Annotated in this window: 18 protein-coding genes; all 18 read left to right on the top strand. The window is 49.4% G+C overall.

Annotated elements, in window-relative coordinates:
* Positions 1–176 precede the first annotated feature (176 nt).
* The 18 genes from ACKTSF_RS02055 (at position 177) to dltC (ending at position 21,920) form a co-directional block, all read left to right on the top strand.
* Positions 177–4,520 (top strand): PolC-type DNA polymerase III, encoded by a 4,344-nt coding sequence (locus ACKTSF_RS02055; RefSeq protein ID WP_407886168.1) that lies wholly within the window; start codon positions 177–179, stop codon positions 4,518–4,520.
* 645 nt (positions 4,521–5,165) lie between these two features.
* Complete coding sequence (locus tag ACKTSF_RS02060; protein WP_168849020.1) at positions 5,166–5,441, top strand: hypothetical protein; 276 nt, start codon at positions 5,166–5,168, stop codon at positions 5,439–5,441.
* 127 nt (positions 5,442–5,568) lie between these two features.
* Complete coding sequence (gene rimP / locus ACKTSF_RS02065) at positions 5,569–6,042, top strand: ribosome maturation factor RimP (RefSeq protein WP_407886170.1); 474 nt, start codon at positions 5,569–5,571, stop codon at positions 6,040–6,042.
* Between the two features lie 23 nt (positions 6,043–6,065).
* Complete coding sequence (nusA, locus tag ACKTSF_RS02070; protein ID WP_407886172.1) at positions 6,066–7,340, top strand: transcription termination factor NusA; 1,275 nt, start codon at positions 6,066–6,068, stop codon at positions 7,338–7,340.
* Between the two features lie 26 nt (positions 7,341–7,366).
* Positions 7,367–7,663, top strand: a complete 297-nt coding sequence (rnpM, locus tag ACKTSF_RS02075; protein ID WP_125699995.1) for an RNase P modulator RnpM — start codon at positions 7,367–7,369, stop codon at positions 7,661–7,663.
* Positions 7,656–7,961, top strand: a complete 306-nt coding sequence (locus ACKTSF_RS02080) for a L7Ae/L30e/S12e/Gadd45 family ribosomal protein (RefSeq protein WP_407886175.1) — start codon at positions 7,656–7,658, stop codon at positions 7,959–7,961. The genes rnpM and ACKTSF_RS02080 overlap by 8 nt, the downstream gene beginning before the upstream one ends.
* Positions 7,962–8,008: 47 nt before the next feature.
* Positions 8,009–10,498 (top strand): translation initiation factor IF-2, encoded by a 2,490-nt coding sequence (gene infB / locus ACKTSF_RS02085; RefSeq protein ID WP_407886177.1) that lies wholly within the window; start codon positions 8,009–8,011, stop codon positions 10,496–10,498.
* A gap of 18 nt (positions 10,499–10,516) precedes the next feature.
* The gene (rbfA, locus tag ACKTSF_RS02090; protein WP_020088579.1) at positions 10,517–10,867 is read left to right on the top strand and encodes a 30S ribosome-binding factor RbfA; all 351 of its coding nucleotides are present in this window, start codon (positions 10,517–10,519) and stop codon (positions 10,865–10,867) included.
* A gap of 290 nt (positions 10,868–11,157) precedes the next feature.
* The gene (gene truB, locus ACKTSF_RS02095; RefSeq protein WP_407886179.1) at positions 11,158–12,066 is read left to right on the top strand and encodes a tRNA pseudouridine(55) synthase TruB; all 909 of its coding nucleotides are present in this window, start codon (positions 11,158–11,160) and stop codon (positions 12,064–12,066) included.
* A gap of 24 nt (positions 12,067–12,090) precedes the next feature.
* Positions 12,091–13,041, top strand: coding sequence for a riboflavin biosynthesis protein RibF (gene ribF, locus ACKTSF_RS02100; RefSeq protein ID WP_407886181.1), 951 nt, complete (start codon positions 12,091–12,093; stop codon positions 13,039–13,041).
* A gap of 524 nt (positions 13,042–13,565) precedes the next feature.
* Positions 13,566–14,603 carry a heat-inducible transcriptional repressor HrcA gene (gene hrcA, locus ACKTSF_RS02105; protein ID WP_407886183.1) on the top strand — a complete coding sequence of 346 codons (1,038 nt, stop codon included), beginning with the start codon at positions 13,566–13,568 and terminating at the stop codon, positions 14,601–14,603.
* Positions 14,604–14,623: 20 nt separating this feature from the next.
* On the top strand, positions 14,624–15,211 hold the full coding sequence (gene grpE, locus ACKTSF_RS02110; protein ID WP_407886185.1) for a nucleotide exchange factor GrpE: 588 nt from the start codon (positions 14,624–14,626) through the stop codon (positions 15,209–15,211).
* Between the two features lie 37 nt (positions 15,212–15,248).
* The gene (gene dnaK / locus ACKTSF_RS02115; protein WP_407886187.1) at positions 15,249–17,126 is read left to right on the top strand and encodes a molecular chaperone DnaK; all 1,878 of its coding nucleotides are present in this window, start codon (positions 15,249–15,251) and stop codon (positions 17,124–17,126) included.
* Positions 17,127–17,252: 126 nt separating this feature from the next.
* Entirely contained in the window at positions 17,253–18,407 is a 1,155-nt protein-coding gene (dnaJ, locus tag ACKTSF_RS02120; protein ID WP_407886189.1) for a molecular chaperone DnaJ, read from the top strand.
* 301 nt (positions 18,408–18,708) lie between these two features.
* Positions 18,709–18,858 (top strand): teichoic acid D-Ala incorporation-associated protein DltX, encoded by a 150-nt coding sequence (locus ACKTSF_RS02125; protein WP_407886191.1) that lies wholly within the window; start codon positions 18,709–18,711, stop codon positions 18,856–18,858.
* Between the two features lie 50 nt (positions 18,859–18,908).
* On the top strand, positions 18,909–20,438 hold the full coding sequence (gene dltA, locus ACKTSF_RS02130; protein WP_407886193.1) for a D-alanine--poly(phosphoribitol) ligase subunit DltA: 1,530 nt from the start codon (positions 18,909–18,911) through the stop codon (positions 20,436–20,438).
* Positions 20,438–21,649 (top strand): D-alanyl-lipoteichoic acid biosynthesis protein DltB, encoded by a 1,212-nt coding sequence (gene dltB / locus ACKTSF_RS02135; protein WP_407886194.1) that lies wholly within the window; start codon positions 20,438–20,440, stop codon positions 21,647–21,649. The genes dltA and dltB overlap by 1 nt, the downstream gene beginning before the upstream one ends.
* A gap of 37 nt (positions 21,650–21,686) precedes the next feature.
* Positions 21,687–21,920, top strand: coding sequence for a D-alanine--poly(phosphoribitol) ligase subunit DltC (gene dltC, locus ACKTSF_RS02140; protein WP_168849036.1), 234 nt, complete (start codon positions 21,687–21,689; stop codon positions 21,918–21,920).
* Positions 21,921–21,922 lie beyond the last annotated feature (2 nt).

The raw sequence follows: 21,922 nt of genomic DNA on the forward strand, positions 1-21,922 counted from the left end.
GAAACTCGTGGGCCCTTCGCGAGGTTTCAAAACGAGCCGGAAGCCCGTTCTTTGGCTGTAGGCGGTCTCCATAGCGGCAGAATCCCTGGCAGCCGTAGGCGACAGTTTATAACCATCAGTAATCCATAAAATGTGGAAATAAGAAGAGATTCAGACAGTGTGAAAGGAGTTCGCTTGTGGACGAAGATCGCCATGCATTATTTGAAAAATTATTACAACAACTAGACTTGTCCGGTGCGGCCGATCAGCCGTACTACCAAACGGCCACGATCGACCGGTTGACCGTTCACGAACAGTCACGGCGTTGGCATTTTTATCTCAAAATGCCCAGTATTTTACCCCTGACAGCCTTTGTGGAGTTTCATAATCACCTCCAAATTGCGTTTCGGGAAATTGCGACGGTGGGCGCTAGTATCGAGGTTGACCAGCCCGAATTGACCAATCGTCTGGTGGGTGATTACTGGGAATGGGTCGTGAAGAACAGCGGCCTGACCAGTAATTTGGTACAGGAACTCTGCCAATCTCAGGTCCCACAGCTCGATCCGGATGACCGGGTCCTGTTATACGCACAAAATGAAGTTGTGAAGAACTTTCTGACCAACCAAGCTTTGGGGCCAATCGAGGATACCTATCGGCAGGCTGGTTTTCCGAAGTTTAACATCCACGTGATGGTCGATGAATCCAAGTCTCAGGCTAAGATTGACGAATTCAAGGCGCGGCAGGAGAAGACCGATGCCCAGTTGGCACAGCAGGCAGCTGTGGCGATCGAAAAGGCCAATCAAAAACGTGCTAGTCAAAGCAATGGGGATGTTCAGGCCGCCAGCGGTCCTACCCAGATTGGGAAGGCCATCAAAGGCGATCAACAGACGATGCGGATGGTCGACATTACCCAAGAAGAACGGTCCGTCATTGTTGAAGGGTATATTTTTGACAAGGAAGTTCGGAAGTTACGCTCCGGCCGGCAGCTGTTGACCATCAAGATCACCGACTACACATCTTCCATCGTCGTGAAGAAATTCTCGCGCGGTGCCGAGGATGAAGCCCAATTTGCTGGCGTCGAAGAGGGTAGCTGGGTCAAGGTTCGTGGGAGTGTCCAAGAGGACAGCTTCATGCGTGACCTGGCTCTGAACGCCTATGACATTAATGAAGTGAAGCATGCGAGTCGTCAAGATACGGCACCCGCTGATGAAAAACGGGTCGAACTGCACTTGCACACCACGATGAGTCAGATGGATGCAACCAACCCAATCGGTGATTACGTCAGTCAGGCGAAGAAGTGGGGCATGCCAGCACTGGCCATCACGGATCACTCTGACCTTCAGGGGTTTCCTGCGGCATTTAACGCAGGTGCCAAGGCGGGCGTTAAGATGCTCTATGGGGTCGAAGCAAACCTTGTGGACGATGGGGTCCCAATTGGTTATAACAGTGTGCACGTGCCGCTGGACGGTGCGACCTACGTCGTCTTTGACGTGGAAACCACGGGGCTATCCGCCATTTATGATAAGGTGATTGAATTATCTGCCGTTAAGATGGAGCACAAGAATGTGATTTCTCAGTTCGAAGAGTTTATCGATCCCGGATTTCCGTTGTCCGAACAGACGACGAACCTGACCAGTATCACCGATGATATGGTTGCCGGATCCAAGTCGGAGGAGGAAGTCTTCAAGCTCTTCCGTGAATTCTGTGGTGATGCAATTATTGTTGGACATAATGTGACCTTCGATGTGGGATTCATGAATACCGGCTACAAGCGCCACGGGATGTCAGAGATCAGTAATCCAATCATTGATACCTTGACGTTGGCACGTTTCCTATACCCAACGTTGAAGAGCTACCGGCTGAATACGCTGGCTAAACGGTTCCATGTCAGCTTGGAGCACCATCACCGGGCCGTTTACGATGCCGAGTCTACGGGGCACCTGAACTATCTATTCTTGAAGGACGCCGAGGACCGCTACAATATTCAGTACCACGATCAATTGAACGATCACATGACTGATAACGATGCGTACAAACATGCACGTCCAAGTCATGCCATCTTGATTGCGAAGACTCAGGTTGGTTTGAAGAATATGTTCAAATTAGTCTCGGCTTCCAACGTGGATTACTTCTATCGGGTACCACGGGTGCCACGGAGCGTGCTTGACCACTATCGTGAAGGGATTATTGTGGGGTCGGCCTGTTCATCCGGTGAAGTCTTTACCGCAATGATGCAAAAGGGTCAGGTTGAGGCTGCGGCGAAGGCCAAGTACTACGACTACCTCGAAGTTCAACCCAAGGCGGCCTACCAGCCGTTGATTGATTCGGGTCTGATTGCCGACGAGTCCAATTTGGAAGAAATCGTGGGTAACATGGTTCAATTGGGTCATGACTTGAATAAACCGGTCGTGGCTACCGGGGATGTGCATTACCTGAACCCCGAGGACTACATTTACCGGAAAATTTTGATTCATTCGCAAGGTGGGGCCAATCCGCTCAACCGTCAAGAGCTTCCTGATGCACACTTTCTGACGACCAACGAAATGCTGGATGACTTCGCCTACCTTGGCGAGGATACGGCCAAGGAGATCGTGGTGACCAATACGCAGAAGATTGCGAACGATGTTGACGAGGTTCACCCGTTGAAGGACAAGTTGTACACGCCGCGGATGGAAGGGGCCGAAGACGAAATTCGTCAGCGGACTATGGACACCGCACATGCATGGTATGGCAATCCGTTACCGGAACTGGTACAACATCGTGTCGACCGGGAATTGAAGTCGATCATTGGGAACGGGTTCTCCGTGATCTATTTAATTGCCCAACGGTTGGTGGCTAAGTCCAATAAAGACGGCTACTTGGTTGGGTCCCGGGGGTCCGTTGGGTCCAGTGTGGTTGCCACGTTCACGGGAATTACTGAAGTGAACCCGCTGCCACCACACTATCGTTGCCCAAACTGTCAGTATTCCCACTTCTACACCAAGGGTGAGTACAGCTCTGGCTATGATTTGCCGGAAAAGAATTGCCCGAACTGTGGAACGCTGATGATCGGTGACGGACACAACATTCCGTTCGAAACCTTCTTAGGGTTTAAGGGAAACAAGGTTCCCGATATTGATTTGAACTTCTCCGGGGACTACCAACCCATCGCCCATAATTATACCAAGGTGCTGTTCGGTGAGAAGAACGTGTACCGGGCCGGAACGATCGGAACGGTTGCCGACAAGACAGCTTATGGATACGTGAAAGCTTACGAACGGGATACGGAACAGACCTTTAGAGGTGCCGAAATCGATCGGTTGGCCAAGGGCGCAACCGGGGTCAAACGGACCACGGGTCAACATCCGGCGGGGATCATTGTTGTGCCGGACTACATGGATATTTACGACTTTACGCCGATCCAGTATCCAGCCGATGATCAAAATGCCGCTTGGCAAACGACCCACTTTGATTTCCATTCGATTCACGATAACATTTTAAAAATTGATATTCTGGGCCATGATGATCCAACCATGATTCGGACACTGCAAGATTTGTCCGGGGTCGACCCGCAGACCATTCCAATGGATGATCCGGGCGTCATGGCGCTGTTCTCTGGTACGGATTCACTGGGTGTTACGCCAGAGCAGATTCAGTCCAAGACTGGGACACTGGGTGTGCCCGAGTTTGGGACGCGATTTGTCCGAGGGATGCTGGAAGAAACGCATCCGAAGAACTACTCGCAATTGCTACAAATCTCCGGTCTGTCTCATGGGACCGATGTGTGGTTGGGGAACGCCGAAGAGTTGATTAAGGCCGGAACCGCCACCATCGCCAACGTGATTGGATGCCGGGATAACATCATGACCGACTTGATCAACTTCGGCCTTGATTCCGAAACGTCCTTCCAAGTCATGGAACACGTGCGGAAGGGCCGGGGAATCCCGGACGACTGGCAGGAAAAGATGAAGGCAACGGATTGTCCCGATTGGTACATTGATTCTTGTTTGAAGATCAAGTATATGTTCCCACGGGCCCATGCTGCTGCCTACGTGTTGATGGCCCTGCGGGTAGCCTACTTCAAGGTGTATTTCCCAATTATCTACTATTCAGCGTACTTCTCCGTACGGGCAGATGATTTCGACGTTGTTGCCATGTCTCAGGGGAAATCAGCAGTTAAGGCGGCTATGAAGGCCATCAACGACCAAGGAATGGATGCGTCCACCAAGGATAAGAACCTCTTGACGGTGCTCGAATTGGCCAATGAGATGTTGGAACGGGGCTATGAATTCAAGATGATCGACCTTGAGAAGTCCGATGCTGCAGAATGGATTATCGACGGTAATACGTTGATTGCGCCATTCAAGTCGGCTCCTGGACTGGGGCTGAATGTGGCCAAGCAGATTGTAGCCGCACGTAACGATCGGCCATTTATTTCCAAAGAAGACCTGGCTAAGCGGGGGAAGGTCTCGAAGACCTTGATCGACTTCATGACGGAAAACGGCGTCCTCGCTGGATTACCAGATGAGAACCAGCTGAGTTTGTTTGACGACATGATGTAACAGCAACTTTGGACGGCAATGACTTCGCCGGCTCTGCGGCTAAGATTGCGGTAGTCCATGGTTGTGGTGACATCAAATGTAGGTAAGTTAACTGATTGGCGACGCTAAAAGTCATAGTTTGTTAACGAATGCTAAATAGGAGGTCCCTCACTGTAGCCAAATGGCTGGGTGATGGGCCTTTTTGTAATGGCCTGCTGAGTTCAGTGGAGCCCCTTACTTACTACTAATGTAATTTTGAAGGAATTTGTCTCATTCTTTTGGCAATTAGTTGGAAATTCGTTTTAGTCACGAATTGATTGTAAGGGGATAGAACACAAAAAATGGCAAGGTGATCTGAATCTGTCGGCTTACTGTTTGTCAAATTAGATTGCGGTCAATGATGATGGATAAACGTTTCCAGTTCAGAGATGACGACTGTCAAGGCGATGGTAAAAAACAGAAGTAACTGGAATCTCTGGCAGGTACAGGCGATAGTTCGCAACCAAATTTTCTGAATTAAGCACGCTGGTGAACTAACGCAACACAAACCCGCTTTTATCAGGACTAATAGCATGGTAAGCGCTTACAAAACTGCTGAATTATGGTACAATAATGGTGAGGAATCAGAGAACCATTACTAAACTTTAACGAAAGCGGGTGTTCACCATGCTACAGCGGTTTGCACGGTTACCAGACGGTTGGTTGTTTCTGGCAGGCTATTGTTTGATTGGTTTAGGTTATGTGTTGTTTGGCTTGGTATCAACTGTCGCGGCGGTGCCGTTCTTGGCAGTCGTTATTGGCTACTTCCTGATTGCGTTTATTCTGACCGTAATCAAGGCGATTAGCTTAAAGGAAATGGCACTGAATCGGTTAAACTTATTGGTTTTTGAATTCATTACGATTGCGGGATTCATTTTGCTCCTGTTCACCTGCGAACAGTAGATAGCACAATGGTTGCAATCCCGCGTGAACTGTAGTAAAGTAGGCTTTGTAGTTAAACTCGTTTTTTAAATGAGTGAGCAGTCCATGCTCACTCTTTTTAATGGAAAAATGTAGGAGGCGGAATTCTTTGAGTACAGTCGTCGAGACCGTGACGGATCTGGCCCGGCCAATCGTGGCGCAGCATCAGTTTGAATTAGTTGACGTTGAATTTGTCAAGGAAGGTAAGGGCTGGTACCTACGGGTCTACATTGATAAGCCCGGTGGCATTAACATTGAAGAATGTGCGATGGTAAGCGATGAGTTGTCCGAACAGTTGGATGCAATCGATCCAGATCCCATTCCCCAAGCCTACTTCCTCGAAGTTTCTTCACCTGGCGCAGAACGGCCGTTGAAGAAGCCAGAAGATTTTGAAGGGGCCGTGGGTGAATACATTCACGTCTCCCTTTACCAAAAGATTGGACAAAGCAAGATTTACGAAGGCACGTTGGAAGAATTACGCGATGATGCCTTGGATTTAACCGTTAATTTAAAGGGGCGCATCAAAACGTTGACCATTCCACGTGACGCGATTGCCCAAGCCCGGTTAGCCATCAAGTTCTAACTAAATAAGGAGCGAAACACAACATGAGTAAAGAATTATTAGGTGCTCTTGACGTCCTTGAGACGGAGAAGGGTATCCAGAAATCAGTCGTTATCGACGCCTTGGAAGCGGCCTTAGTTTCTGCTTACAAGCGGAATTACGACCAAGCCCAAAACGTTGAAGTACAGTTCGACCAAAAGAAGGGTGACATTCACGTCTTTGCCGTGAAGAAGGTCGTTGATCAAGTCTACGATTCCCGCTTGGAAGTTGGTTTGGATGACGCTTTGGCCATCAGCAAGGGTTACGAAATTGGTGATGACATCAAGTTTGAAGTGACCCCCAAAAACTTTGGTCGGATCGCCGCCCAGACTGCTAAGCAAGTCATCTTGCAGCGGGTTCGTGAAGCGGAACGTAACATTATTTACGATCAATACAGCCAGTATGAAAATGAAATCATCACCGGTGAAGTTGAACGTCAAGATTCCCGCTTCGTCTACGTTAGCTTAGGTAAGGTCGAAGCCGTTATGGGCCACCAAGACCAGATGCCTAATGAAACGTACCGGATTCACGACCGGATCAAGGTCTACGTGACCCGTGTGGAAAATGCCACCAAGGGGCCTCAGGTCTTCGTTAGCCGAACAAATGCTGACTTATTGAAGCGCTTGTTCGAACAAGAAGTGCCTGAAATCTTTGATGGAACCGTTGAAATCATGGCGATCGCACGTGAAGCCGGCGACCGGGCCAAGGTGGCTGTTCGTTCGAACAACCCCGACATTGACCCCGTTGGGACCAGCGTTGGTCCTCGTGGGCAACGTGTCCAAACTATCGTCAATGAGCTTGGCGGTGAAAACATGGATATCGTAGAGTGGACGGATGACGAGGCAAAGTTCATCGCCAACGCCCTGAACCCTGCTGAAGTTTTGGATGTTATCTTTGATCCGAACAACGAACGGGCTTGTCAAGTCATTGTGCCGGACTATCAACTGTCTTTGGCCATCGGTAAGCGGGGTCAAAATGCCCGGTTAGCCGCTAAGTTGACGGGTTATAAGATCGATATTAAATCAGAATCCGAAGCATCTGCTATAATGGAAGCTGATCAGACTGCTGATGCACAACCAGCAGCTGACGATGATGCGCCCGTTGCCACTGACGACACCGCAGCAGATACGTCTGCTGACGAAGCTCCAGTGACGGAAGACGCACCAGTTAGCGATGAAGTCGCTGACGATGACGCGACCGATGTAGCTGCTAACGATGATGACGCCACAGATTCAGCAGCTAGTGAGTCAACTACTGACGATTCTTCGTCAGCTGAATAGCACCCATCTAAAGGAGGCTTGGTCCCATGAAACAACGGAAAGTCCCTATGCGCAAGGATATTGTGACTGGGGAAATGGCGCCTAAGAAGCAACTGGTTCGGGTTGTTCGCAACCAGGAACAGGAAGTTAGCGTTGACCCTACCGGTAAGCAATCCGGTCGTGGTGCCTACATTGCTTTAGATGTGGACATTGCGAAGCGGGCTAAGAAGGAACGAACCTTCGATCGTGTGTTTGATGTGAAGGTTCCAGATGACTTCTACGATGACTTAATTGCTTACGTGGATCACCAACAGGCACGGCGGGAATTATTCGACAATGACTAATTCTGAGCGTGCTTTACAACTTTTAGGATTAGTGCGGCGGGCAGGCAAACTGGTCACCGGCGAATCCTTCGTTATGGCAGCAGTCAGAGACGGCTCAGCTAAGATGGTTTTAATGGCGAACGATGCCGGCAAGACCAGTCAGAAGCAGTTTCGCGATAAGACGGCGAGCTATGACGTCCAATTAAACGAGGACTTTACGAAAGACCAGTTGAGCACGGCCATTGGGTCGGCGCGCACGGTCATCGCAATCACCGATCCGGGTTTCGTCCGGAAGTTACAACAATTACTTGCTAAGTAGCCGCCTGACGTTCTCGTGATCGGCAGAATACAAAGGAGTGTGAAGATATGGGGAAAAAGCGAATTTATGAACTCGCCAAAGAAATTAATGTCTCCAGTAAACAGATCATTGCGAAAGCTGAATCAAAGGGCTTTCCGGTGAAAAACCACATGTCAACGCTCGGCGAGAACGAAGAACGTCAGCTCCGCGAAGCATTTAGCAAGAAGCCTGCGGGCAAGACAGCGACACCTAGTGCCAAGCCTGCGAAGCAACCTGCAACGATGCAAGCGGCCCGGCCTGCTAGTCAGAAGAGCGATCACCCAAAGACCACCAGTCATAAGCCTGCGTCACAGGGCAATGGTAATCGGTCGAATGGGGGTAACCGCCCAGCCAATAATGGGAACCATAACAGCAATGGTGGCAACCAATCGGCTAACGGTGGTAATCATTCATCTAACCAGCGGTCCAACAGCGGTAACAGCAATAATCGTAGCCAACAACGTACGACAAATAACACGACTAACAACAATAAAAATAATAATGGCCAGTCCGGAAGTAACCACACTGAGCAGCATAATTCCGGAACCGGCAGATTTGGTGGAAGCTTGAATAATAATACAAATAATAGCAATGGCCGGCGTGGCAGCAGCAATGGAAACAGTCGTGGGGGCCGGAATAACCGGAACAACCGCAACAATCGCCGCCGTAATAATAACAATAATAATCGTTACAAGAAGAACCAACGGATCAAAGACACGAATCAACACAAGGGCGCACCAGAACGGAAGAACAAGGCTTTACCAGATGTATTAGTCTATACGGACGGCATGAACGCTCAAGACTTAGCCAAGATCTTACACCGTTCTTCAGCCGAAATCGTGAAGAAACTCTTCATGTTGGGCGTCATGGTCAACCAGAACCAATCCTTGGATAAGGATACCATTGAAGTCTTAGCCGATGACTATGGCATCCAAGCACAAGAGAAGGTCCAAGTTGACGTGACCGACATCGATAAGTTCTTTGATGCTGAAATGGCCAACACGGATCATCTGGAAACACGTGCGCCAGTCGTTACCATTATGGGACATGTTGACCACGGGAAGACGACGTTGTTGGACCACCTGCGTCACTCTCACATTACTGAGGGTGAAGCCGGGGGGATCACGCAGGCCATTGGTGCCTACCAAGTCCACTACAATGACAAGTCCATCACGTTCTTGGATACACCAGGACATGCTGCCTTTACTGAAATGCGGGCGCGTGGTGCTGAAATTACCGATATTACGGTCTTAGTGGTTGCCGCCGATGATGGTGTGATGCCACAAACCATCGAAGCCATTCATCATGCGAAGGCTGCTGGGACGCCAATTATCGTGGCTGTTAACAAGATTGATAAGCCAGGTGCTAACCCGAACCACGTTATGGAACAGTTGACGGAATACGAATTGATTCCTGAAGACTGGGGTGGTGACACCATCTTCGTTGAAATCTCTGCGAAGTTTGGGAAGAACATCGACGAATTGCTCGACATGATTCTCCTGCAATCCGAAGTGTTGGAATTAAAGGCTAACCCAGAACAAAACGGGGTCGGTTCCGTCATCGAAGCTAGTTTGGATCAGGGCCGTGGCTCTGTTGCTTCCCTACTGGTTCAACAAGGGACTTTACGCGTGGGTGACCCAATCGTGGTTGGGAACACCTTTGGTAAGGTTCGGACGATGACCAACGAACGTGGTCGTCGGATCAAGGAAGCCAAGCCTTCAACACCAGTCGAAATCACTGGGTTGAGCGATGTGCCAGAAGCTGGGGATCGTTTCGTGGTCTTTGACGACGAAAAGACTGCTCGGGCTGCTGGTGAAGAACGGGCTAAGGAAGCCTTGGTTCAGGAACGTAAGAATACCAGCCATGTCACGTTGGACAACCTCTTCGACTCTCTTAAAGAAGGCGAAATGAAGGAAGTTGACGTTATCATCAAGGCTGATGTTCAAGGTTCCGTTGAAGCCTTGGCAGGGAGCCTGCAAAAGATCGATGTTTCCGGTGTCCGGGTGAACATCATTCACTCCGCCGTGGGTGCCATTAACGAAAGTGATGTTACCTTAGCCGAAGCTTCAGACGCCATCATTATTGGGTTCAACGTGCGGCCTACGCCACAAGCACGAACGCAAGCGGATAGCGATAAGGTCGACATTCGTTTGCACAACGTCATCTACAACGCCATCGATGAAATCGAAACGGCGATGAAGGGGATGCTGGAACCTACTTACGAAGAAGAAGTTACTGGCCAAATCGAAGTTAAGAACATTTTCCATGCTTCTAAGGTTGGTACAATCGTTGGTGGGATGGTTACTGAAGGTTACGTGACAGCTGACGCCGACGTCCGGTTAATCCGTGACGGTGTGGTCATCTACGAAGGTAAGCTTGGTAGCTTGAAGCGTTTCAAGGACGACGTCAAGCAAGTTAAGATGGGTTATGAATTAGGATTAACTATCGAGAACTTCAATGATATTAAGGTGGACGATGTGATCGAAGCCTACATCATGAAGGAAGTTCCCGTTAAATAAAAATCGGAGGCAAACGTCATGGCACAATATCGAGTTGGCCGGTTGGAACAAGAAATCCAGCGGGAAGTTACGGATATTCTCCTAAAACGTGTCCGCGATCCCCGGGTCGAGGGCGTCACCGTTACCGGCGTGGAAGTCACAGGTGACTTGCAGCAGGCAACGATTTACTACAGTATTTTATCGGACAAGGCTTCTTCAGCGGAAAAGACACAACAAGGTCTGAATAAGGCGACGGGTCTGATTCGGTCTGAACTGGGTTCACGCTTGAGCATCTATAAGACGCCAGAGCTGAACTTTGAACAGGATTCTTCCGTACGTTACGGAAGTCATATCGATGAACTGCTGAATGATCTACACCGCCGCGAGTAGTTTCTCACGGTGTTTGAGAGGGGCGTTGATCCAAGCGGATCAACGCCCCTTTTTAATGACGAACAAGGGTTAATTTGCCTGCGGTGGTCAGGGATTCCGTCTGCTGTGGGAACGTCTGCAGCCAAAGGTCAGGCTTTCGTCACAGCTGGTTCCATCCCTGACCATCTCTGGCTAGGCAACTAACCGCCTGGTAGAGCAATCTTTTTATTAATTAAAGGTATCGTTCGCCAATATTTTCAGCTTTTAGCAAGTCACGATAATTAGTGCACCACGAAACGGAGGAAACGAAGATGGATGGGATTATCCCGCTTTATAAGGAACGCGGCCTCACGAGTTTTGACTGTGTGGCGAAGTTGCGTCATATTCTGCATACGAAGAAGGTCGGCCACAGTGGCACGCTGGACCCGAGTGTGGATGGGGTCCTACCCATCTGTATTGGGAGTGCGACGAAGGTTGTGCCGTATCTCATGGCCTCTGGGAAGGTCTACAAGGGAACAGTCACACTAGGCCTGGCAACGACTACGGAGGATTTGGACGGTGACGTCGTTGACCGCCAACCTTTGACAACGCCGTTTGATCGCGCTACACTGCTTCAAGCGGCCGCAACGTTGACTGGGACCATCCAGCAGACACCACCGATGTTTTCCGCAGTGAAGGTGAACGGTCGTCGGCTCTATGAATACGCGCGGGCTGGTGAGACCGTTGAACGGCCGACTCGGACGATTACCGTGTCAGCCTTTGACTTGGTCGATGATGGCCAGTTTGATGGCGAACAGGGTACTCAGACTATTGCGTTTGAGATTGCCTGTTCCAAAGGGACTTACGTGCGGACGCTCGCAGTTGACCTCGGTCGACAGTTAGGGGTACCTGCCGTGATGGCCTCGTTGACGCGGCTCAAGAGTGGTGGCTTTGACCTGGACCAAACGGTTACGTTGGACCAGGTGGCCGCTGCAATGGCCGCTGAGGACCTTTCCGGGATTCTTCGACCAATCGACTATGCCTTGCAGGATTATCCACACGTGGCGTTATCAGAGCGGCTCTGGGGCCTCGTGAAGAACGGCGTCTTCCTGGATGAAGATCAGGTTGGCCTGTCAGCACGCATCGTGGCCTTGACGTATCAGGACCAGACGAAGTGTTTGTACCAGTACCTTCCCGAAAAAAAACAATATAAGCCGTTGAAAATGTTTACGGTGAATTAAGCGTTAAGAAAGAGGCGTCTCGTAATGGAAGTTATTCGCATACATCATCCGTTGGACCCCCGCCAGATTCCGGCAGACCCGGTTGTTTTGGCCATGGGATTCTTTGATGGTGTCCACCGAGGGCACCAGGCGGTCATTAGGCGGGCTAAGGCGCTCGCTACGGCCAAGCACGTCAAGTTGGCGGTATTGACCTATGATCACCATCCAGCGTTGGTCTACCGGCCGTTAGAGGGTGATGACCGCAAGTACCTGAGCACGCCCGAACGTAAGCTCCAACAGCTTGATCGATTGGGTGTCGACCGGGTCTTTCTGGTCAGCTATACCGGAGAATTCGCTGCCCAGAAGCCCCAAGAGTTTGTTGACAACTACCTCGTGGCTTTTCATACGCTGACAGCGGTGGCTGGATTTGACCACACTTACGGTAAGAAGGATGTAGCCACGATGGATCTGTTGCCAGCCTATGCACAGGGGCGCTTTGGGGTGGAAACGGTGGCTAAGGAAATTGGTGATCAGGAAAAGATCAGTTCGACGCGGATTCGTGCGGCCATGAAGACTGGCGATGTCGATACGGCTAATACACTTTTGGGCTACCTTTACCGGTCGACGGGGGTCGTTGTTCATGGTGAAGCTCGAGGTCGAACCATTGGCTACCCAACCGCAAACGTTCTGACACCGGAGAATGAATGGTTGCCAGGCATTGGTGTCTACACGGCGCGGTTAAAGGTTGGGGCTATCTGGTATCCCGGTATGATTTCCGTGGGACATAACGATACCTTTGGTGACGATCGGCCAATCACGGTGGAGATGAATCTCCTGGACTATCAGGGGAACCTTTATGGTGAAAACGTTGAAGTTGAGTGGCATCACCGTTTACGGGGCCAAGTGAAATTCGATTCCGCAGAGAGGTTAATTGCCCAACTCAAGAAGGACGAGACGGCTACGCGAGATTATTTCGCCCAGGTCGTCTCAGATTAGGCAATTTAATCACAGCATAAATGAGGGGCCTGGATAATTTTATCTGGGCTCTTTTATTTTGGGAAGATAATTGCAAGGTGAAAGATTTTTGCTATGCTGGGGATTGGTTAATAGGTGTTTTGAGTTAGAAAACAGGGTTATGGCGGTTGAAATCTGGGTTATAGCTAGTGGTACAACTAGCTAACTGAAGGGTGAAAGATAAAATGTTGGCATAACCCTCTACACAGTAGAGATAGCGTCCTGAATAGTTGGCTACATTGTCTAAACCAGCCGGCTTACCGTTCACCAAATTTAAGCCGGAACGCTGTGGGGAGGCTGCAGGCGATCCCCACAGCCGCCGGAATCTCTGGCAGCCGCAGGTGGCAATAGTCATCAAGATCACGGCCAAATCAAAAAATTAGCACTTAATTGCAGAGATTGCTAAAAATTCTACCAGATTTCTTGACTTCAAATCCCGGTTTTGCTACATTATATATGTGTCTTAGCACTTGATTAGTTTGAGTGCTAAAAAAGGGGTGATTGTGATGCTTTCAGAAAGACAAATGATGATTCTGCGAGCCGTTGTCCGCGACTTCACCAATACCGGTGTTCCGGTGGGGTCCAAGGCATTAGCCAAGCAGTTACCCATCCACGTAAGCTCAGCGACAATTCGTAACGAGATGGCAGCCTTAGAAGAGCAGGGCTTGATTAAGAAGACCCACTCGTCTTCCGGCCGAATTCCTTCGGTCGAAGGTTACCGGTATTACGTTGATCATCTGGTTAAGCCCGATCCTTTGCGGCCCAACGATATCGATGTGATTCAGTCATCACTAGGTGGCGATTTTCATAAGATTGACGAAATCATTTCGCAATCCGCGACAATCCTGTCTAACCTGACGAGTTACACGGCGTTCACGTTGAAGCCGGAGTTAAAGGATAGTCGCCTCAGCGGCTTTCGGTTAGTGCCTTTGGGCAAGCGGCAGATTATGGCCATTCTCGTCACCGATAGTGGTGACGTGGAGAACCAAACGTTTGACGTGGCCGGCGACGTTGACGGTGAGCAGCTTGAAGCTGTGGTCCGCTTGATCAATGACCAATTGGTGGGACTGACTTTACCGGAAGTCTTACGGAAGCTACAGGCTGATATTCCCGCAAAGATCGCGCACTATCTACAAAGTCCTCAGGGATTCTTAGATATCTTTGGCGATGTGCTGACGCGGGCCGCTCAGGAGCGGTTCTACGTTGGTGGGCGACTCAACCTACTGAACTTTTCTCAGGATAGCGACGTTGATTCACTGAAGTCCTTGTATTCGTTGATCGATAAGACCGATGACATTGCGAGTGTGTTGGGGCAACCTAGCGATAAGATCTCCGTGCGCATCGGTAATGAAATGACCAATGATGCGTTGCAGAATTTCAGTCTGATCACGGCGACCTATGATGTTGACCAACATGGTCAGGGGATGATCGCAATTCTGGGACCCACGCGAATGCCATATTCTCGGATGCTCGGTATTGTTGGGGCGTTTCGTGAAGAGCTCGCGAAGAAACTATTAGATTACTACCGGTTTTATGACGAGTAAAGAAAGGGAGGGTTTTTATCGTGGCTGACAAGCAACAAGCGTCCACCGATGACCAAACTGCGGCAAAGGCCGCCACGACTAAGCCAGATTCAAAGACTGAATCGGCCGAAAAGGCAGCGCCAAAGAAGCCAAAGTTATTTAAGAAGGTTGCGACCGCGGCCGAAGTTGATGAACTCAAGCGCAAGGCCAGTGACTTCGAAGATAAGTATTTGCGTGCGGAGGCGGAAGTCCAAAACATGCAAGCGCGGTTCCAAAAGGAACAGGCAACGCTTATCAAGTATGATGGCCAACAACTGGCTAAGGACGTGCTCCCCGTCATTGACAACTTGGAGCGTGCTCTCGCAGTAGAAGCAGCGGACGAGGCGGGGCAACAACTGAAGAAGGGTGTTCAGATGACCTATGATCATTTGGAAGATGCCCTAAAGCGAAACCACGTCACGGAGATTGAAGCCATTGGGAAGACATTCGACCCAACGTTGCATCAAGCGGTTCAATCAGTGCCTGCAGAGGATGGTCAGGCGGCCGAAACGGTCGTTAAGGTCCTCCAAAAGGGTTACCAACTGAAGGATCGCGTTCTACGGCCAGCAATGGTTGTCGTCGCACAATAAAGCAAATTAAAAAAAACTAACAAAGAGGGAATTTTTGATGGCAAGTAACAAGATTATCGGAATTGACTTAGGGACGACCAACTCAGCCGTTGCCGTTCTTGAAGGTAGTACCCCGAAGATTATTGCGAACAAGGAAGGCGCCCGGACGACGCCATCAGTTGTTGCATTTAAAGACGGTGAAACGCAAGTCGGTGAAGTTGCCAAGCGGCAAGCAATCACCAACCCAAACACAATCTCATCCATCAAGAGTCATATGGGTGAAGCAGGTTACAAGGTTTCCGTTGATGGCAAGGATTACACGCCACAACAAATCTCAGCAATGATTTTACAACACTTGAAGGCCTTCGCTGAAGACTACATCGGTGACACAGTTGAAAAGGCGGTTATTACGGTACCAGCTTACTTCAACGATGCCCAACGTCAAGCGACTAAAGATGCTGGTAAGATTGCCGGCTTGAACGTTGAACGGATCATCAACGAACCTACGGCTGCTGCTTTAGCTTATGGTTTGGACAAGCAAGATAAAGACGAAAAGATTATGGTTTACGACCTTGGTGGTGGGACCTTTGATGTTTCTGTCTTAGACTTAGGTGATGGTGTCTTTGACGTTCTCTCAACGAACGGTGATACCCATTTAGGTGGGGATGACTTCGATAAGAAGATCATGGACTGGTTGATCGCCGACTTCAAGCAAGAAAACGGTGTCGATTTATCTAAGGATAAGATGGCTTTACAACGGCTAAAGGATGCTGCTGAAAAGGCTAAGAAGGACCTCTCTGGGGTTACCGAAGCACAGATCAGCTTGCCATTTATTTCCGCTGGCGACAACGGGCCACTTCACTTGGAAAAGTCATTGAGTCGCGCAAAGTTCAACGAATTGACGGCTGATCTGGTCGAAAAGACTCGGATTCCCGTTGAAAATGCGTTGAAGGATGCCGATTTAAAGGCTGGCGACATTGATGTTGTTATCTTAAATGGTGGGTCTACTCGGATTCCAGCCGTTCAAGATGCCGTTGAAAAGTGGACGGGTAAGGAATCCAACCATTCCATCAACCCTGACGAAGCCGTTGCTTTAGGTGCTGCCGTGCAAGGTGGGGTTATCACTGGTGATGTGAAGGACGTTGTTTTACTTGATGTGACGCCATTATCTTTGGGTATCGAAACCATGGGTGGGGTCTTCACCAAGCTGATCGACCGGAACACCACGATTCCTACCAGCAAATCCCAAGTCTTCTCAACCGCTGCTGATAATCAACCAGCCGTTGATATTCACGTTTTACAAGGTGAACGGCCAATGGCTGCTGACAACAAGACGTTGGGTAACTTCCAACTCGCTGACATTCCAGCTGCACCTCGTGGCGTTCCTCAAATCCAAGTGACGTTCGATATCGATAAGAACGGGATCGTTAACGTTTCCGCTAAGGATATGGGAACCAACAAGGAACAAAAGATCACTATCAAGAGTTCCGGTGGTCTTTCCGACGAAGAAGTCGAAAAGATGATGAAGGAAGCTAAGGAAAACGAAGCTGCCGACAAGAAGCGTAAGGAAGAAGTCGACACCAAGAACGAAGTCGACCAATTGCTCTTCCAGACTGACAAGACACTGAAAGACGTTAAGGGCAAGGTCTCCGATGATGAAATCAAGAAGGCTGAAGACGCGCGTGATGCCTTAAAGAAGTCCCAAGAGTCCAACGATTTGGACGACATGAAGGCTAAGAAGGATGACCTGAACAAGATTATCCAAGACCTTTCCGTGAAGTTGTACCAACAAGCACAACAAGCTCAAGGCGACGCTAACGGCGATGCTGATCAAGCTGCCGGTGCTGATGGTGCTAAGACTGACGGTAAAGATGGCGACACCGTTGACGGAGACTTCCATGAAGTTCACGATGACGACGATAAGGACAAGAAGTAAAGACTGATTGTTTAATCGTAAATTGTCATGGCAAAAAGTCAGAGTCCGTGGGGCTTTGGCTTTTTGTTTCGAGTATGCTATTCTTACTAGTAGCGAAAAATTTCGGAATGGATTGGGAGGAAAACGATGGCGCAATCGGACTTATATGGCGTTTTAGGTGTCTCAAAGGATGCCAGCCAAGATGAAATTAAAAAGGCCTACCGGAAATTATCTAAGAAGTATCATCCAGATTTAAACAAGGCCCCCGACGCGGCGGACAAGTTTAAAGAGGTTCAGGATGCCTACGATGTTTTAGGTGACAAGGATAAACGGGCTAACTACGACCAGTACGGTTCAGCTGACGGTCCTCAGGGCTTTGGCGGCTTTGGCAGCGGCAATGCCGGTGGCGGCTTCGGTGGTTTTGGTGGCGGCGGAGGTGGCTTCGACGACATCTTCAATCAATTCTTTGGTGGTGGCGGGGGCGGTCAACGCAACCCCAATGCGCCACGGCCGGGTCGTGATCTGCAGTACCAGATGGACTTGAAGTTTGAAGAGGCCATTTTTGGGAAGAAGACCAAGATTAAGTATACGCGTGAGTCCCAATGCCACACTTGTGGTGGGAACGGTGCTAAGCCGGGGACGTCACCAGTAACCTGTCACCAATGTGGCGGGACTGGTTACGTCACGACAGAGACCAACACGCCACTGGGTCGGATGCGAAGCCAACAACCTTGCCCTGTCTGTCATGGTACGGGTCAAGAAATCAAGGAAAAGTGCCCAACCTGTGGGGGTTCTGGTCACGAAGAAGAACAGCATGAAGTTGAAGTTTCCATCCCAGCAGGGGTCGATGACGGTCAACAAATGCGGTTACAAGGTCAAGGTGAAGCCGGCCAAAACGGTGGTGGTTACGGTGATCTATTCATTATCTTCCAAGTTACACCAAGCAAGGACTTCCGGCGTGACGGCACGGAGATCTACTTTGACCAACCGATTTCATTCGTTCAGGCAACACTGGGCGATGACGTGACGGTCAAAACCGTTCATGGGGATGTCAAATTAAAGGTGCCAGCCGGGACACAAGCTGGGACGACTTTCCGGCTACGCGGCAAGGGTGCACCTCGTCTGCGTGGTAACGGAAATGGTGATGAACACGTCACTGTGAAGGTCTTGACGCCAAAGAATCTGAACAAGGGTCAACGGGATGCACTCCGTGACTTTGCGAAGGCCAGCGGTGAGACCGTTACAGGTACGGGCAAAGGTAACTTATTTAACAAAATGCGTGATAAATTTAATGAAAATTAGCTTGCGGACCAACGTGCTCAAATAGCTAATCTATCAAGGCTGCTGAAGATTTCGGCAGCCTTTTTGATTGCCCCTAAATATAATAATAATTATAAAATGTCAAAGAAACGCTTAAGCTTGAGTAAGGTTAATTGCAATCCGGTTTTGGCAATGATACTCTCAGAACATAAGGAGCGCGGCTTTAGCTGCAAAACTCCTCACCAATTCACGTGGATTCGTCGGGGAAAATACAGGTGAATTGGTTGCGAACGGAAGCTGGTTTGGGGGACGAATCGACCAGCAAAACTTGGGGGTGAATTTCATGAGAGCAAAGTGGCTGGCGTTATGGCATCAGCCGGTGGTAGCCTTCATTGGTTGGACCATGTTTTACTTTGTGATTTTGATGGTTTTGGTTTATTTGTATGGCTATAGTGGTTTGAATAACTCGACTTTTATTTACAACGAGTTTTAGTTGCGGGGTCAACTAACCATTAACCATGATTTCTTCGGGGGGGATATAGAATGATAGAAAACATGATCACAGCGATTGATCAGTTTGCCACCAGTGATCCGGATCGCATCGCTTACGATGATCTGGGACACACAAACACGTACGGTGAGTTGAAACAGCGTTCGGATGCTTTGGCCGCTCATTTAGACGCCATGCAGCTACCAGCGCACGCACCCATCCTAGTCTATGGGGGCCAAACGTTTGACATGATGGTGACCTTCTTAGGAATCGTCAAGAGTGGGCACGCCTATGCGCCAATCGATACGCATTCGCCACTCGAGCGGATTACGACCATTAACGAGATTGCACAACCCGCTGCAGCGATTGCCGTGAGCGCGTTACCCACGACTTTGGGTGAGACGCCGGTGATTACACCGGATAACCTGCAGACCATCTTCAGCAGTCCAGTTGTGGACTACCAGGTCGACCATGGCGTGAGTGGCGATGAGAATTACTATATTATCTTTACGTCCGGAACAACGGGTAAGCCCAAGGGTGTGCAGATTTCACACAAAAATTTATTGAGTTATGTCAATTGGATGTTGAGTGCCGACTTCGTGTTGCCAACCGCACCACGGACGTTGTCCCAGGCACCCTATTCGTTTGACCTGTCTGTCATGGATTGGGGACCAACATTGGCCAGCGGGGGCACACTTGTTGCCTTGCCCAAGACGGTGACGGATAACTTCAAAGAACTGTTTGAGACATTACCACAAATGGACCTAGATGTCTGGGTTTCTACGCCGTCCTTTATGGATATTTGCTTGTTAGAGCCCACTTTTGATGCCGCACATTATCCACGACTGAGTCGCTTCCTCTTCTGTGGAGAAGAATTGACCCATGCTACGGCGCAGAACTTACACCAACGCTTCCCAGATGCCCGAATCTTTAACACGTACGGGCCAACGGAAACCACGGTGGCAGTGACTCAAGTTGAAATCACGGCGGAGATCTTAGCTGATCATCCACGGTTACCTATTGGGTATGCCAAGGGCGATACTGAGATCACGGTGGTCGATGACCAATTGCGTCCGGTACCGGTGGGGACTGAAGGCGAGATTTTGATCAGTGGTCCTTCGATGTCGAAGGGTTACCTGAACAATCCGGAAAAGACGGCTAAGGCTTTTGTGACCATGGACGGTAAGACCGTTTATCGGTCCGGCGACTTAGGTGTTGTTACGGCGGATGATCTGATCATGTACCGCGGACGAACCGACTTTCAGATCAAGCTCCACGGTTACCGAATCGAATTGGAGGAGGTCAATCACTACTTGTCACAGGAAGACCACATTCAGGTTGGCGTTGCTGTGCCGCGATATGACCGGAATCACAAGGTCAGCCAGCTGATTGCTTGGGTGGTCCCAAGTGGTCATAATTTTGCCAGCGAGTTAGACCTGACCAAGGCGATCAAGGATAATTTGCAAGGTGGCGATATGATGGAATATATGATTCCGCAGCGCTTTGTGTACAAGGATAGCCTACCGATGACCCCCAACGGCAAGGTTGATATTAAATCTATTATTGCTGAGGTCAATCAATAATGTTGACTTTTGAACCGTATGGCAACCCAACGTACTTCGCCTTGTTGGGGGTGGCGTTACTGCCACTGATGATTGGTCTTCTGTACGGCAAACGGTCGCGCCTCTATGAAACGTTAGTGTCTATCTTCTTCCTGGTCTTAACCTTTGGGGGTTCTAAATGGACTCAAGGGGTGGCCTTGATAATCTACATTTTGTATGAGGTGGTCTTGACCTGGGGGTATGCCGTTTATCGGAGAAACCATAATTCGGGGCCGTTGTTTTACCTGTTGGTGATTCTTGCCATTGCACCCTTAACCATCGTCAAGGTGACTCCGGCTGTCGAGAATGGTCAGGCCTCACTGATTGGGTTTCTGGGGGTCAGTTACCTGACCTTTAGAGCCGTGCAGACGATGATGGAAACACGGGATGGCACGTTGAAAAACTATAACATCATGACATTCTTACAATTCATGTTGTTCTTCCCAACCATCTCTTCTGGTCCAATCGATCGGTATCGACGATTTGAAGCCGATTATCGGTCGGTTCCGGATCGCGACAAGTATCTGGGTATGCTGCAAAAGGGGATTCGCTATCTGTTTGTCGGTTTTATGTACAAGTTTATCCTGGCTTACTATTTTGGGACGATCTTGATGCCGAAGCTGCAACTGATGGCGATGCACTCACGCGGTGGGTTCCTGGATATCTCGTGGCCACTTGTGGGCTACATGTACTGTTATAGTGCAGACTTGTTCTTTGACTTTGCTGGGTACAGTTTGTTCGCCGTGGGGACGTCCTATATCATGGGAATCGCCACGCCTATGAACTTCAATCAACCCTGGCGGTCACCGAACATTAAGGATTTCTGGAATCGTTGGCATATTACGTTATCGTTCTGGTTCCGAGATTTTATCTACATGCGACTGGTCTTCTGGTTCATGAAGCATAAGATCTTTAAGAAGCCGACGACAACTGCCAACGTCACGTATATCATCAACATGCTGATCATGGGATTCTGGCATGGGGTGACCTGGTATTACATCACGTACGGTCTGTTTCACGGGGTTGCACTGATGGTCAATGATATCTGGTTACGTTACAAGAAGAGACACCGGCAGAGTATTCCGCATAACAAGTTTACGCAGATCTTCGCCATCTTCTTAACGGCCAACCTGGTTTGCTTTAGTTTCTTGATCTTCTCAGGGATTCTGGATAAAGTTTGGTTTTTGAAGTAAGCAGTAGAGGATGTATTTCATCGAGGGGGAAATAAAAATGGATATCAAAGCAACTGTATTAGACATTTTAAACGATTTAACGGGTAGCGATGTTAGTGGCGCAATGGATGACAACCTGTTCGACAGCGGCATCATGGACTCCATGGCTTCCGTCCAATTATTATTATCACTACAAAGTGAACTGGGTGTTAACGTGCCTGTTTCCGAATTTGAGCGGTCAGAGTGGGACACGCCCAACAAAATCATTGCGAAAGTGGAAAGCCTGGCTTAGCC

The organism is Levilactobacillus muriae (assembly GCF_045862015.1).
Classification (GTDB): Bacteria; Bacillota; Bacilli; order Lactobacillales; family Lactobacillaceae; genus Levilactobacillus; species Levilactobacillus muriae.

Coding starts and splice junctions, on each gene's coding strand:
- nusA (WP_407886172.1), top strand. CDS start 6,066: ATGAGTAAAGAATTATTAGGTGCTCTTGACGTCCTTGAGACGGAGAAG.
- rnpM (WP_125699995.1), top strand. CDS start 7,367: ATGAAACAACGGAAAGTCCCTATGCGCAAGGATATTGTGACTGGGGAA.
- dnaK (WP_407886187.1), top strand. CDS start 15,249: ATGGCAAGTAACAAGATTATCGGAATTGACTTAGGGACGACCAACTCA.
- hrcA (WP_407886183.1), top strand. CDS start 13,566: ATGCTTTCAGAAAGACAAATGATGATTCTGCGAGCCGTTGTCCGCGAC.
- truB (WP_407886179.1), top strand. CDS start 11,158: ATGGATGGGATTATCCCGCTTTATAAGGAACGCGGCCTCACGAGTTTT.
- ACKTSF_RS02125 (WP_407886191.1), top strand. CDS start 18,709: ATGAGAGCAAAGTGGCTGGCGTTATGGCATCAGCCGGTGGTAGCCTTC.
- dltB (WP_407886194.1), top strand. CDS start 20,438: ATGTTGACTTTTGAACCGTATGGCAACCCAACGTACTTCGCCTTGTTG.
- dnaJ (WP_407886189.1), top strand. CDS start 17,253: ATGGCGCAATCGGACTTATATGGCGTTTTAGGTGTCTCAAAGGATGCC.
- infB (WP_407886177.1), top strand. CDS start 8,009: ATGGGGAAAAAGCGAATTTATGAACTCGCCAAAGAAATTAATGTCTCC.
- ribF (WP_407886181.1), top strand. CDS start 12,091: ATGGAAGTTATTCGCATACATCATCCGTTGGACCCCCGCCAGATTCCG.
- ACKTSF_RS02080 (WP_407886175.1), top strand. CDS start 7,656: ATGACTAATTCTGAGCGTGCTTTACAACTTTTAGGATTAGTGCGGCGG.
- ACKTSF_RS02060 (WP_168849020.1), top strand. CDS start 5,166: ATGCTACAGCGGTTTGCACGGTTACCAGACGGTTGGTTGTTTCTGGCA.
- rbfA (WP_020088579.1), top strand. CDS start 10,517: ATGGCACAATATCGAGTTGGCCGGTTGGAACAAGAAATCCAGCGGGAA.
- dltC (WP_168849036.1), top strand. CDS start 21,687: ATGGATATCAAAGCAACTGTATTAGACATTTTAAACGATTTAACGGGT.
- dltA (WP_407886193.1), top strand. CDS start 18,909: ATGATAGAAAACATGATCACAGCGATTGATCAGTTTGCCACCAGTGAT.